This is a genomic window from Mesorhizobium sp. YR577 (assembly GCF_900116595.1).
Classification (GTDB): Bacteria; Pseudomonadota; Alphaproteobacteria; order Rhizobiales; family Rhizobiaceae; genus Mesorhizobium_M.
This window is the reverse complement of sequence record NZ_FPBI01000005.1, coordinates 128,975-141,228: the sequence shown is the minus strand read 5'-3', so window position 1 is coordinate 141,228 and position 12,254 is coordinate 128,975. Positions and strand designations below refer to the sequence as shown.

The 12,254-nt window shown below is 62.2% G+C and carries 12 protein-coding genes; 8 read left to right on the top strand and 4 right to left on the bottom strand.

The features are described from left to right. Nucleotides 1-6: 6 nt before the first annotated feature. Nucleotides 7-1,398, top strand: a complete 1,392-nt coding sequence (locus tag BM413_RS09110; RefSeq protein WP_091912552.1) for an FAD-dependent oxidoreductase — start codon at nt 7-9, stop codon at nt 1,396-1,398. 7 nt (nt 1,399-1,405) lie between these two features. On the opposite strand, the gene BM413_RS09105 is transcribed toward BM413_RS09110, so the two are convergent. The 3 genes from BM413_RS09105 to BM413_RS09095 are packed head-to-tail and all read right to left on the bottom strand — an operon-like array spanning nt 1,406 to nt 3,799. Further along, nucleotides 1,406-1,741 (bottom strand): hypothetical protein, encoded by a 336-nt coding sequence (locus tag BM413_RS09105; RefSeq protein WP_091912550.1) that lies wholly within the window; start codon nt 1,739-1,741, stop codon nt 1,406-1,408. Next, on the bottom strand, nt 1,741-2,607 hold the full coding sequence (locus BM413_RS09100) for a DUF6772 family protein (RefSeq protein WP_091912854.1): 867 nt from the start codon (nt 2,605-2,607) through the stop codon (nt 1,741-1,743). The genes BM413_RS09105 and BM413_RS09100 overlap by 1 nt, the downstream gene beginning before the upstream one ends. Before the next feature lie 46 nt (nt 2,608-2,653). Continuing rightward, complete coding sequence (locus tag BM413_RS09095) at nt 2,654-3,799, bottom strand: mandelate racemase/muconate lactonizing enzyme family protein (protein WP_091912548.1); 1,146 nt, start codon at nt 3,797-3,799, stop codon at nt 2,654-2,656. Between the two features lie 134 nt (nt 3,800-3,933). On the opposite strand from BM413_RS09095, the gene BM413_RS09090 reads away from it, so the two are divergent. From BM413_RS09090 to uxuA, 7 genes are all read left to right on the top strand, one after another. Beyond that, nucleotides 3,934-4,692 carry a FadR/GntR family transcriptional regulator gene (locus tag BM413_RS09090; protein ID WP_091912546.1) on the top strand — a complete coding sequence of 253 codons (759 nt, stop codon included), beginning with the start codon at nt 3,934-3,936 and terminating at the stop codon, nt 4,690-4,692. After that, a complete protein-coding gene (locus tag BM413_RS09085) occupies nt 4,689-5,480 on the top strand; it encodes an SDR family NAD(P)-dependent oxidoreductase (protein WP_091912544.1) in 792 nt (263 codons plus the stop codon). Before BM413_RS09090 ends, BM413_RS09085 begins: the two co-directional genes overlap by 4 nt. A gap of 77 nt (nt 5,481-5,557) precedes the next feature. Further along, nucleotides 5,558-6,805, top strand: coding sequence for an ABC transporter substrate-binding protein (locus BM413_RS09080; RefSeq protein ID WP_091912543.1), 1,248 nt, complete (start codon nt 5,558-5,560; stop codon nt 6,803-6,805). A gap of 13 nt (nt 6,806-6,818) precedes the next feature. After that, a complete protein-coding gene (locus BM413_RS09075) occupies nt 6,819-7,745 on the top strand; it encodes a carbohydrate ABC transporter permease (RefSeq protein WP_091912541.1) in 927 nt (308 codons plus the stop codon). Next, a complete protein-coding gene (locus BM413_RS09070) occupies nt 7,742-8,584 on the top strand; it encodes a carbohydrate ABC transporter permease (protein ID WP_091912539.1) in 843 nt (280 codons plus the stop codon). The genes BM413_RS09075 and BM413_RS09070 overlap by 4 nt, the downstream gene beginning before the upstream one ends. A gap of 12 nt (nt 8,585-8,596) precedes the next feature. Next, a complete protein-coding gene (ugpC, locus tag BM413_RS09065) occupies nt 8,597-9,625 on the top strand; it encodes an ABC transporter ATP-binding protein (protein ID WP_091912537.1) in 1,029 nt (342 codons plus the stop codon). Nucleotides 9,626-9,682: 57 nt separating this feature from the next. Then, on the top strand, nt 9,683-10,873 hold the full coding sequence (uxuA, locus tag BM413_RS09060; protein WP_091912534.1) for a mannonate dehydratase: 1,191 nt from the start codon (nt 9,683-9,685) through the stop codon (nt 10,871-10,873). Between the two features lie 102 nt (nt 10,874-10,975). Here uxuA and BM413_RS09055 read toward each other — a convergent pair whose 3' ends face one another. Continuing rightward, nucleotides 10,976-12,253 (bottom strand): MFS transporter, encoded by a 1,278-nt coding sequence (locus BM413_RS09055; RefSeq protein ID WP_091912852.1) that lies wholly within the window; start codon nt 12,251-12,253, stop codon nt 10,976-10,978. Between the last annotated feature and the right edge of the window lies 1 nt (nt 12,254).

Here is a 12,254-nt window from a genome sequence, read left to right as displayed (position 1 = left end):
ACGACGATGCTGCAGACCGAACGCACATACGCCTATTCGTCGCATATCCCGGAACTCGACGAGGTCGATGTCCTCGTCATCGGCGGCGGACCCTCGGGAATTTCCGCAGCCATCGCTGCGGCGCGTCTCGGCGTGCGGGTGCGACTGGTCGAACGCTACGGCTTTCTCGGCGGCAATCTCACCGCCGGACTTGTTGGCCCATGCATGACGTCCTACTCGCTCGACGGGTCGGAGCAGCTCATCCGCGGCGTCTTCGAAGAATTCGTGCAGAACATGATAGAAGTCGGCGGCGCCATGCATCCCAGCAAGGTGCCAGCCGGTTCGCCGTATAGCGGCTTCATCGTCTATGGCCACGACAAGGTAACGCCTTTCGAGCCCGAGGCCGCGAAGATCGTCGCGCAGCGCATGTGCGTCGAGGCCGGCGTCGATCTGCTGCTCCACACGATGGTGGTGGATGCGATCGTCGATGATCCTGATATCGCCAATCCGCGCGTGCTGGGCGTCGTCTGCGCCGGAAAAGGCGGCCTCCGCGCGGCGCGGGCGCGCATCGTCGTCGATTGTTCGGCCGACGGCGACGTTGCTCACTACGCCGGCGTCCACACCCGTCACGGCCGCGACAGCGACGGCCTCGCACAGCCGCAGACGCTGTTCTTCCGGGTCCAGAATGTCGACGATGCCGCCGTGGAGGCCTATGTCGCAGCGCATCCCGAAGACTTCCGCCCCTATGCCTCGATAGTCGCTGCGGCGACTGCCGCGGGCCGATTTCCCGCGCCACGGCGCGGCATCGGGCTCTACAAGACGATGGAGCCTGGTGTCTGGCGCATCAATACGGGTCGCGTGCTCAAGCTCAATGGCGCCGACGCCGGTGACCTGACGAAAGCCGAGATGCAGGGGCGCGAGCAGACGATGGCGCTGCTGCGCTTCTTCCGTGAGGAACTGCCGGGCTTCGAGAACGCGGAACTGCGCGATACTGCCACGCAGATCGGCGTTCGTGAGACACGCCGCATCGAGGGCGACTACGAGTTGACGCTGGATGACCTGCGCAGCGGACGCGCCTTCGATGATGTGGTGGCACTCTGCGGCTATCCGCTCGACATTCACGATCCTGCTGGCTCAGGCGGCGGCACCGCCGAGGCGTTGCCGACCGCCAATGTCTATCAGATCCCCTACCGGGTCATGGTGCCGAAGCGCCATGATGGGCTGCTGGTCTCGGGCCGGGCCGTATCGGCAACGCACGAAGCGCTCAGCGCAATCCGCGTCATGCCTCCATGCTTTGCACTTGGCCAGGCGGCAGGCGTCGCGGCAGCGCTATCGATCGGAAATCGCGGCACGCCTCGCCATGTCGACTATGCGGACATACGCCGCGAACTGCTCGCGCAAGGCGCTTATCTCGGGTGAAAAGGTATCAGGCCTTGAGGTGAAGCGTGACAAGGACGGTGCATTCCGCGCCGTCCTCGAATTTCGTCGCGACGCGCAGCCAGTTGCCGAAATGCGCAATGCGAGCGCATGCGATACCGTCGCGCTCGGAAGGCATGCGGAACTCCGCGCCTTCGCGAATCCAGCGCATGCCGTCGGGCGAAATCTCCACCCAGGCCATGGGGGCCGGGCCTATGGGCGGGTTGATCGCGCGCACGAAGAAGACGGCCTCGCGCGCCCACCCGGCCTCGTAGGGCTCGCATGCCGCCTCGCCGGTCCACCGCTCGTTGCGGGCAATGACCGCAGTTATGTTTTCGGGCAGCATCAGAAGTCTCCAGAGATGCAAATGGAGTCGACATAGAGGAAGGCCCGCTTGGCTACGTCGGTCTCCACGAACAGGCAGAAGTTGAGCATGCACCAGAGGTTCTTCATCGCGGGAATGCGGATCGAATCGAAGCCGGAAAGGTCGAAATTTCGGTCATTGCACTGGAAGCCGGTGGCTTTCATCGTCTCAAGATCGAAATCAAACCGCAGGTAGCTCCAGTTCACCTTGGTCGGAATCTCGTTGTAGCAAAGCCGCTGTTCGGCATTGGGCAGGTCGAGCCATCCATCCGGCGAGAGATGGTAGTGGCTCAACGTCTTATCCTCCGGGCCGACCGCCTTGAACTTCGTCGTCTCGCGCTTGTACTGCCACTTCTGCCAGTGCTTGCCGTCGGCAGCGTTGAGAAAGCGCAGATGCGGCATCACACGCTGCGCATCCGCATCCTGGTCTCCCCCCTGCAGGTCGAAGAGGAAGCCTACGGACCGGACGTCAGTCTCCGACAGCTTGAGCTCGTTGGCCTCGGGCTTGAAGGTGAAATAGGCCTCGAACCGGATCGGACCGCGCTTGCGGAACGTGTGACGCTTGATCGCCACGTTCTGCGCGCCGGGCTTTGGCCGGGTTGCGATCTTCAGAGCATAGGACGAATCCATGCCGCCATGCGACCCAGCCTCCCAATGGCCGAGTGTCGAAAGCATTGCGCTCGAATGCTGGGCATAACCCGGCAGCATCGTGTCGAGATGGTCCTCGTAATTGCCGACCAGCTGCGACCAACCACAATGGCCGCGCGAGAAGTCATCCAGCGAAATTATGCGCGGAAGCGGATCGAACCGGCTGAGCGCAGGGTCGACACGCAGGAGCGCTAGGCGCATTGCTTCGGCGGTTTCCGAAATGCTCTTGGACGTCACGATGAGTGCCTCATGCGGTGCGGAGCCTGGCGACGGCTTGCCAATCGATTTCGATGCCGAGTCCCGGTTTGTCCGGCACGTCGAGAGTGCCGTCGTTCTGGCGCAGGCAGCCGGGCTTCAGATCTGCAAGTTCGGTCTTGAACGGGCTGCCGTCGCATTCGCATTCCAGCAGCCTGAAGTTCGGCATCGCCGCCGCCAGATGCACGCTTGCGGTTTCGCAGACGATCCCGGACATGCCGATATGCGGGGCATAGCCGATATTGTGGACGTTGGCGTATTGAGCAATCCGCATTGTTTCGGAGATGCCGCCAGAGCGCGCGACGTCAGGCTGCACGTAGGAAAGCGTGCGGTTTGCTATCAGCCGCTGCGCCTGGTCCACGGTGAAGTTGCTTTCGCCTGCCGCGATCGGGACTTCGGAGCGCGCACGAAGCGCCTCATAGCCGTCCTCGTCTTCAGGCGCGAGCGGTTCCTCGAACCAGAAATAGCCGTTTGCAGCCAGCGCCTTGCTGACCTCGACAGCCTCTTCGAGATTGTAGGCCCAGTTGGCATCGACGCAGAGTTCGACCCGGTCCCCTGCCCGCTTGCGCAGCCGCTCGACGCGCCTGCAGGCATCGCGAACCGGCTTGGCCACCTTGACCTTGATGCGTGGAAATCCATCCGCGATGAAACGTTCGAGTTCGCGGTCAGCCGCGTCGTCTTCGATCCAGTTCACAGCGGCGGCATAGACGTCGACCCTGTCACGTCCCATGCCGCCGAGCAGTTTTGCGATCGGCATATTCGCCGCCTTGCCCAGTATGTCCCACAGCGCAATATCGACGCCGGCAATCGCTTCGATCAGCATCCCGCCTGCCCGGCCGGAAAGCGCGCGGCGCATCTGCTGCCACAGGCCACGGATGTCGCGTGCATCCTGGCCAACGAGCCGGGGCTTGAGCAAGGTCTCGATCAGTTCGGCATAGGCCTTGGGTGCAAATCTCGCGAGCGTTTCGCCAACGCCGACCAGCCCCTGGTCCGTCCTGACCTCGACCAGCACGATCGAAACCTGGCTATAGGTACCCCACGACGTCACGGTGGGATTGGGCAGGTTCTGTGTAAGAGGATGAGCGATAACGTCGGTAATACGTATCTTGTCTGAGACTATGGGGCTCGCGACGTCCATGATTTTTCGTCTGTTCCGTATTATCGGCAGGTGCGATGGATCGGTTCTAGCGATCGCCAAGCAGCTTGGCAACTGATAAACTTAGTTGCTAAGTTTTATGATGTCGTGCTAACAAACCTGAATTGGGAAAACAAATGACCGCGACAACAACAAAGAAGCCGTTCTTTTCAGCGAAGCAGGCAAGCCCCTTGCGCCTGGCTGACAGCGTGTCAGACGCAATTGCGGCAGCGCTCTTCGACGGACGCATCCAGCCCGGCGAGCCTTTGCCGCCCGAAGGCGAAATCGCGCGTGAGTTCGGCGTGTCCAAGCCGATCGCCCGCGAGGCGCTGCGCCAGCTGACCGCCGCCGGATTGATCTTCACCCAGCAAGGCAAGGTGGCGCGAGCCAAGGCAATCAGCGGCGAGCCTATGGAGAGGATCTACGGCTATGCGGTCCGCTCCAGCCTGAAGAGCCTGCAGGAAGCCAACGAAATGCGCCGCGTCATCGAGACCGGCATCGCTCGCCTTGCAGCCGAACGCCGCGATCCCGAAGGGTTGAAGACCATGACCCAGGCGATCGAGGACATGAAGACGTCCCTGCTCGATCCCGCGGGTTTCACGGAGGCCGACATCCTGTTCCATCTCGGACTGGCGATGGCGACCGGAAACACGATGATACGTGTTCAGATGGAAGGGCTTCGCTCGGTGCAGCGCGAGGTCTCCGAACTGTTCTCCCGGCGGTCGAACCGGACCGATGCCGACTGGCGACAGACGATCAGGCGCCACGAAGAGATTCTCGACGCAATCTCCGCCGGCGATGCCGACCTTGCTGAAGCGAAGATCAAATCGCATTTCAAGGCCGCCGACATCGCCTCTCTGGAAGTCGCCGACAAGCTCGAAGGCAGACGCCAATGAGCGCAGGCCGCTTCTCACTCGAGGGGCGTCGTGCGCTCGTCACCGGCGCCAGTTCGGGCATCGGCCGCGCCGTCGCACTTGGCCTGGCAGCACAGGGCGCCGAGATCGTCATCCACCATTTCGGCGACGCCAGCGGCGCCGAGGCCACTGCCCGCGAGGTGGGAGGCAGCACGCCCGTCTTCGAGGCCGATTTCACCAAGCCGGCCGTTGTCGACAGCTTCGCCGATGACGTTCTCTCGGCCGCAGGTCCAATAGACATCCTCATTTCCAATGCCGCCATCGAGCGCCGCCTCCCCTGGCACGACGCCGATCCGGCGCATATCGAGGCGCATGTCGCCTCCAATCTCACGGCGCCGATTACTCTCGCGCGCAAATTCGTGCCGCCGATGGCCGAGCGCGGCTGGGGCCGCGTCGTTGCCACAGGCAGCATCATGGCGAGCCGTCCGCGCGCCGAAACAATCGTCTACGCCTCGCTCAAATCTGCCCAGCTGACAGCCATACAGGCGCTGGCGCGTGACGTTGCCCCGCGCGGCGTGACCATGAACGTCGTATCGCCGGGCGCGATCGAGACTGAAGCGACAGCTCCCCGCTACAGCGACGCCGCATTCCGCCGCGCAGTCGCCGTCAAAATTCCGGTCGGACGCCACGGCATACCCGAGGATCTCGTCGGCGCTTACATCTTTCTCTGCAGCGATGCAGCCGCCTACGTCACCGGCGTGAACATCCCCGTCGATGGCGGCTGGTCGATCGGCGACGCTCCGGGAACATTGCCGGGAGAAGCCGCATGACGGGGCTTTCTGCCCGTCCGCAAACGTTACGCATGCACACATAAACAATAACGATTAACCACCAAGGGGAGGAACCCATGAAAGGTGCACGAACAGGAATAATTGCTTCCACACTGGCACTTTGCCTGATGTCCGGGGCAGCGCTCGCGCAGGAATTGCGCGTGACCGTCTGGACCGGCAGCGAAGCCCATCTCAAGATGCTGAACGGCATCGCTGAAAAGTTCATCGCCAAGCATCCCGGCGTTTCCGTGAAGTTCGAGACGGTGCCCGTCGCCGACTATACGCAGAAGCTGACCTTCCAGGTTGCCGGCGGCAATCCGCCGGATGCTGCCTGGATGATGGAAGACGCAGCCCCCGCCTTCGAAAACGCCGGCCTGCTGATGGATATCGGGCCGACCGTCAAGGCCGCCGAAGGCTATGATTTCGCCGACTTCTCGCAGCCTGCGATGGCACTCTGGCAGAATGGTGAAACCGTCTACGGCATCCCGTTCTCAACCTCGCCGTTCATGATCTACTACAACAAGGACATGTTCGACAAAGCAGGTCTCGAAGACCCGGGCGCGCTCGCCGCGAAGGGCGAGTGGGACATGAAGAAGTTCCAGGAAGTGTCGAAGAAGCTCGTCGAGGCAAACCCAGGCAAGTGGGCGTTCGAGTTCAAGGATGGCGAAGGCTATGCATCACGCATGACGCATGCGGTGCTGCCTCCGATCCGCGCCTATGGCGGCGAGATGTGGGCCGATGGCCAATGCGGCTTCGACAAGCCGGAGGCAGTCGCTGCCGTGCAGCAGCTTCACGACATGGTCTTCAAGGACAAGACGATCGTGCCGCCTGGCGAACAGGGAGACTATTTCTCCGGAAATTCCGCCATGACGGTCAACCAGATATCGCGGGCCTCCAAGATGCCTGAGGCCGGCTTCAAGTGGGGCATCGCGCCTCTCCCGACCGGTCCCGGAGGCGAGGCTCCGGTCATTGGACAGGCCGCGCTGGTCGTCTTTGAACAGGGCAAGAACAAGCAGCTCGCTGCCGACCTTGTGGCGGAGATGACGACGAAGGAGAACGTAGCCATCATGGCGCAGTTCTTCCCGCCGGCACGCAAGTCGGTTCTTGAGAGCGACGCCTTCATCAACAGCAACAAGCTGGTGCCTGCCGACCAGATGAAGAGTATCGCAGCCGCGATCGTGAAGGGCCGTGTACACCCGGCACATGAGAAGGTCCCGCAGATATTCGCGGCGATGGCGCCGAAGATGGACGCACTCTGGAAGCCGGACGCAAATGTCGAAGAGGCGCTGAAGGGCGTCTGCGCAGCCATCCAGCCGCTGCTTTGACCTGCGGAAGATGATGGATATTTCCCGCCCAGAAACCACGACGCGCGACGATCGCGCGCCGTGGCTGACCTTGAAGACCCGGGAGATGCTCGAGGCCTGGCTTTTCGTCAGCCCGACCGTCATCGGCTTCCTTATCTTCTTCCTCGGCCCACTTGTCGCGGTCGTCTATTTCTCGATGACCGAGTGGAACCTCCTGTCACAGAAGGCCACGTTCGTCGGGCTGGACAATTTCAACGACGCGCTGTTCAAGAACCCTGACTTCTGGCACGTCGTCCGTAACTCCGTCGTGTTTGCTATCGGTCTCGTGCCTCTCAATATGGCCCTGGCCCTGACCCTCGCGCTGGCGCTGTCGCGGCCATTCTTCGGCGTCGTCTTCTTCCGTACCGTGTTTTTTGCCCCTGTCATCACGTCGGCCATCGCCTGGGCCATCGTATGGAAGTTCCTGCTGCAGGGCGAAGGCGGCGTTATCAACCAGATGCTGGCACTCGTCGGCATAACCGGCCCGAACTGGCTGCGTGAACCGAACTGGGCGATGGCTGCGGTCATCGTCACGCGTGTCATCAAGATGGTCGGCCTGAACATGATCCTCTACATCGCAGCACTTCAGGCAGTGCCGCGTGACTACGAGGAGGCCGCGCGCCTCGAAGGCGCGTCCCGCTGGCAGGTTTTCACCATGGTCATCTGGCCGCTTCTGGCTCCGACCACGCTGGTGATTCTGGTCATCACGACGATCGGATCGTTCAAGGTGTTCGACCACATCTACCAGATGACGGGTGGCGGGCCGGAGAACGGCACGCTGGTGCTGGCCTTCTACATCTACCAGCAGGGTTTCAAATTCTTCAACGTCGGCTATGCCGCCGCACTGGCGATGATCATGTTCGTGATTGTCATGGCGCTTACCCTCATCCAGGTTCGGATACGTCGCAGGGGCATGCAATGACCCGGCGCCAGATCGACATTGTCTACCGCACATGCTGGACGCTGGCGCTGCTGATCGTGGCGATCCCCTTCGTCTTTCCGTTTCTCTGGATGGTCTCGGCCGGCTTCAAGAGCACGACCGAGATATTCGGCACGCCGTCGTTGCTGCCGCGCGTCTGGCGCTATGAGAACTTCATCGAGGTGTTCACCTACCAGCCCTTCGCCCGGCAGTATTTCAACTCGCTCTACATCGCGATCGCCGTGACGGTGCTGACGCTGATCATCTCCTCGCTCGCCGGCTATGCGCTGGCCCGGATGCGCTTCGCTGGCGCGGGCTTGCTGATGCTGTTCCTCGTTTCGGCGCTGATGGTGCCCGAGGAGGTGACCATCATTCCCAACTTCTTCCTCATCCGCTCGCTCGGCCTGATCGACACGCACTGGCCGTTGATCCTGCTGCCGACATTCGGACCGCACGGCGTCATGGCGACCTTCCTCATGCGCCAGTATTTCCTGGCGCTTCCGCGGGAGCTGGAGGATGCCGGACGGATGGACGGGCTTTCGCGCATCGGCATCTGGTGGCGCATCGCCCTGCCGATGTCGCGCCCGGCGCTGGCGGCCGTCGCCATCATCACCTTCCTGTTCTCGTGGAACCTGTTCCTCGAGCCGCTGATCTTCCTGAGTTCGCTGCAGATGTTCACGCTGCCGCTGGCGCTCTCCAACTTCAACGACAGCTACGGACTGCCGCTGTGGAATCTGCAACTGGCGGCGACCACGCTCGCAGTCCTGCCGATCCTGATCGTTTACCTGATTGCCCAACGCCAGATCACGGAAAGCTTTGCGCTTTCCGGCGTCAAAGGCTGACGAGGAATATGAATGGCTGATGTAGTCCTGAAAGATATTCGCAAGCATTTCGGCGCGACGGAGATCATCAAGGGCGTCGACCTGACGGTCAACGAAGGTGAGTTCGCCGTGTTCGTAGGGCCATCCGGTTGCGGCAAGTCGACCCTGCTGCGCATGATATCCGGGCTTGAGGATGTCACCGCCGGAGAACTCCATATCGGCGGGCGGCGGATGAACGACGTTCAGGCGGCAAAGCGCGGCGTCGGCATGGTGTTCCAGTCCTATGCGCTCTACCCGCATCTCAATGTGCGCGACAATATGGGCTTCGGCCTGAAGGTTCGCAAAGTTCCAGCCGACGAGCGCGACCGGCGCGTGAGAGAAGCTGCCGCAACACTGAAGCTCGAAGCCTTGCTCGACCGCTATCCTCGCCAGCTGTCGGGCGGCCAGCGACAGCGCGTCGCCATCGGACGTGCCATCGTCGGCAGCCCGGATGTCTTCCTGTTCGATGAGCCGTTGTCGAACCTCGACGCGGAGCTGCGCGTCCATATGCGTTCCGAGATCGCGGCGCTGCACCACCGCCTGAAGACCACGATGATCTACGTGACACATGACCAGATCGAAGCAATGACGCTGGCCGACAAGATCGTGGTGCTGCGTGACGGCAAGGTCGAGCAGATCGGCTCGCCGCGTGACCTCTACGAGAAGCCGAACAATGTCTTCGTCGCGCAGTTCATCGGCAGCCCGAGGATGAACCTGCTGCCGGCCGCGGAAGCGAAGCTCGTAGCCCCGACGCATGCCCTGCCCGCCAATGCGGTTTCGGTCGGCGTGCGCCCCGAGCATCTTCGCGTCGTCGAGCCAACGACCGACGCGCTGTCCGCCACCGTGACGCTCAACGAATACACAGGCGCCGTGACGCTGATGCATGTCGAGCTGCCCGGTGGGCAGACCTGCCTTATCGTCGATGACAAGCGGGACATGCCGCCGATCGGCACCAGCATTGGATTGATTGCAGATAAGGACAATCTGCACTTCTTCGATGCCGACGGGCGCGCTGTTTCGTAATCGCCCGGTGGGTGGCCACGCCAAAAACTGACAACATGCCCAATCGGAGCTGATGAAATGGAAGAAACCTGGCGCTGGTTCGGCCCAGATGACGCCTGCGAACTCAAGCATGTGCGCCAGGCCGGCGCGCGCGGCATCGTCACCGCGCTGCATCATATTCCTTACGGACATGTCTGGACTGTCGAGGAAATCCGCAAACGGCAGGCAATCATCGAGGCCGAAGCCTCGCTAGGCCTGAAATGGCGCGTGGTGGAAAGCCTGCCGGTGCATGAGAGCATCAAGCTTGGCGGCGACGGGTTGGAGCCGATCTTCGATGCTTATCGCCAGTCGTTGCGCAATCTTGCCGCCTGCGGCATCGAGGTGGTCTGCTATAACTTCATGCCGATCCTCGACTGGACCCGCACGCAACTGGATGCCCCCCTTCCCGGCGGCGGCACCGCGCTGCGTTTCAATATCCACGAATATGCGGCCTTCGACTGCTACATGCTGAAGCGGCCGGGCGCGGAGGACGAGCACGACGAGACCACTCTCAACCAAGCGCGCAGCTGGTTCCAGAGGTCTTCGGAAAGCGACAGGGAAAAGCTGCTGGCCAACATCATGGCTGGTCTGCCGGGCGCCTATGATCGCTACGACGTGCCGGGCCTGCGCGCCATGCTGGAGCGCTACAGCGACGTGTCGCGGACCGACCTTCAAGCCAATTACGTCCGTTTTCTGCGCGAGGTGATCCCAACCGCGGAAGAGGTGGGCGTGCGACTTTGCGTGCATCCGGACGATCCGCCGCGACCGCTGTTCGGCCTCGACCGCATCGTCTCCAACGCCGATGACATCGACTTCATCCTGTCGGCGGTGCCATCTCCATCGAACGGGCTGACATTGTGCTCCGGCTCGCTCGGTGCGAACCCGGCTAACGACGTGCCGGCGATCGCCAGGCGCTTCGCCGACAAAATCCATTTCGCCCACCTGCGCAACGTCGCCAAGGAAGCCGACGGCTCCTTCATGGAGGCCGATCATCTCGGCGGCGACACCGACATGGTAGCGCTGGTGCGCGTGCTCATGGCCGAGTGCAGACGCCGCAGGGCCGAAGGACGCAGGGACTGGAATATTCCGATGCGCCCTGACCACGGTCATGAATTGATCGACGATGCATCGCGAAAAACCCATCCCGGCTATCCGGTAATCGGGCGTCTTCGTGGCTTGGCCGAGCTTCGCGGTGTGATGGCCGCTATCGAGAAGATCGATGCGGCATGACGGTCGCTGCTCGACCGCCGGGCGCTGCTGTCAGCGATTTGCTGCTTTAGCGGGCGCCCGGACTCTCGAAAGCAAGGGGAGATAAAAGCGATCCTGCTGACTTCAGTTGGTCGCCACCGGAGCAACGACCCCTGCCCTCCCGACGTTCTCCCGCGCCAGGATAACGAGGACGACAAGGAAGATCGCCTCAACGACCGCGAACGCCACGAACGCCTCCGTGAAGGAACCGCCTGAGGCGCGGATCACCAGGCCCATCATCCATGGCGACAGGAAGCTCGACACGACGCCGAAGACCTCGGCATAACCGACGGCGGCGGTTGCCAGTTCGTCCGGATATTTCTCGCTGAGCAGCGAGAAGATCGCGCCGCCGCCGAAGACGGCAATGCCACTAAGACCGGCGAAGAGCAGGAGCCAGCCGAAATCCATCGGATAGATGGTGGCTACCGTGAAGGCGATTGCAGTCAGCAGCGCCAGCACCGTGCCGAACTTGATCATGAAGGCCTTGCCGATGCGATCGGCGACATAGCCGCCGATGACAAGGAACACCACCTGCGACAGGCCCATCAGCGTGCCGACGAGAGCGGCATCCTCCACCGGCATGTTCTGGACCGCTATATAGGCCGGCACCACCCAGGTCGCCGTGCCGGCAATGGCGAGTGTACAGGCGGCGATGCCGAGACCCCCGACCAAAATCCACCGCGAGCGGAAGATGGCGCTGAGCGGGATCGACGCACCACGCGGCAGCGGCTCTTCCCAGGCAAAACCACGCACGCCGATTTCGGCCGGCCCATTGCGACCGAACAACACGATTGCAAGCGCGACAAGCAGTGTTCCGCCGGCGAGCAGCGCAAAGAAAGTACGCCAGCCATAGGCGATGGTAAGCGGAATGCCGAGCGCGAAATCGAGCGTTATGGCAAGGCTGTAGGCAGCCAGGATCATACCGACGATGCTGCCTCGCCGCGCCTGCGGGAACCAGCCGATGACCAGCTTCATGTTGCCGAGGAAGATCGCCGCATCGAAGAAGCCGATGAAAAGCCGGAGCGCGATCAACTGGCCATAGCTCTGGACATAGACTTGCAGCACCATGCCGAGGCCGGTGCCGGCAAGGCCGATCAGGAGCATGTTGCGGGCGCTCATGCTGCGGCTGACCTGCGACCACGCGATCATGCCGAGGCCGTATGTCAACGCGAAGATGCCCTGCGCCAGGCCGGCTTGAGCCGGATCGAGTTGCAGTGTCTCGGAGATGAAGGGAATGACCGCCGCAAAGGCGTACCAGTCCGCGGCGAGAAAGATCTCGCATATCAGTGCCAGCGCCAGCATGCCGAATTGCCAGCGTTTTATGCGTGATCTGTCCGTTTCAGAAATCGTGTCCCAATTCATC

Coding starts and splice junctions, on each gene's coding strand:
- BM413_RS09110 (WP_091912552.1), top strand. CDS start 7: ATGCTGCAGACCGAACGCACATACGCCTATTCGTCGCATATCCCGGAA.
- BM413_RS09105 (WP_091912550.1), bottom strand. CDS start 1,741: ATGCTGCCCGAAAACATAACTGCGGTCATTGCCCGCAACGAGCGGTGG.
- BM413_RS09100 (WP_091912854.1), bottom strand. CDS start 2,607: ATGCGCCTAGCGCTCCTGCGTGTCGACCCTGCGCTCAGCCGGTTCGAT.
- BM413_RS09095 (WP_091912548.1), bottom strand. CDS start 3,799: ATGGACGTCGCGAGCCCCATAGTCTCAGACAAGATACGTATTACCGAC.
- BM413_RS09090 (WP_091912546.1), top strand. CDS start 3,934: ATGACCGCGACAACAACAAAGAAGCCGTTCTTTTCAGCGAAGCAGGCA.
- BM413_RS09085 (WP_091912544.1), top strand. CDS start 4,689: ATGAGCGCAGGCCGCTTCTCACTCGAGGGGCGTCGTGCGCTCGTCACC.
- BM413_RS09080 (WP_091912543.1), top strand. CDS start 5,558: ATGAAAGGTGCACGAACAGGAATAATTGCTTCCACACTGGCACTTTGC.
- BM413_RS09075 (WP_091912541.1), top strand. CDS start 6,819: ATGGATATTTCCCGCCCAGAAACCACGACGCGCGACGATCGCGCGCCG.
- BM413_RS09070 (WP_091912539.1), top strand. CDS start 7,742: ATGACCCGGCGCCAGATCGACATTGTCTACCGCACATGCTGGACGCTG.
- ugpC (WP_091912537.1), top strand. CDS start 8,597: ATGGCTGATGTAGTCCTGAAAGATATTCGCAAGCATTTCGGCGCGACG.
- uxuA (WP_091912534.1), top strand. CDS start 9,683: ATGGAAGAAACCTGGCGCTGGTTCGGCCCAGATGACGCCTGCGAACTC.
- BM413_RS09055 (WP_091912852.1), bottom strand. CDS start 12,253: ATGAATTGGGACACGATTTCTGAAACGGACAGATCACGCATAAAACGC.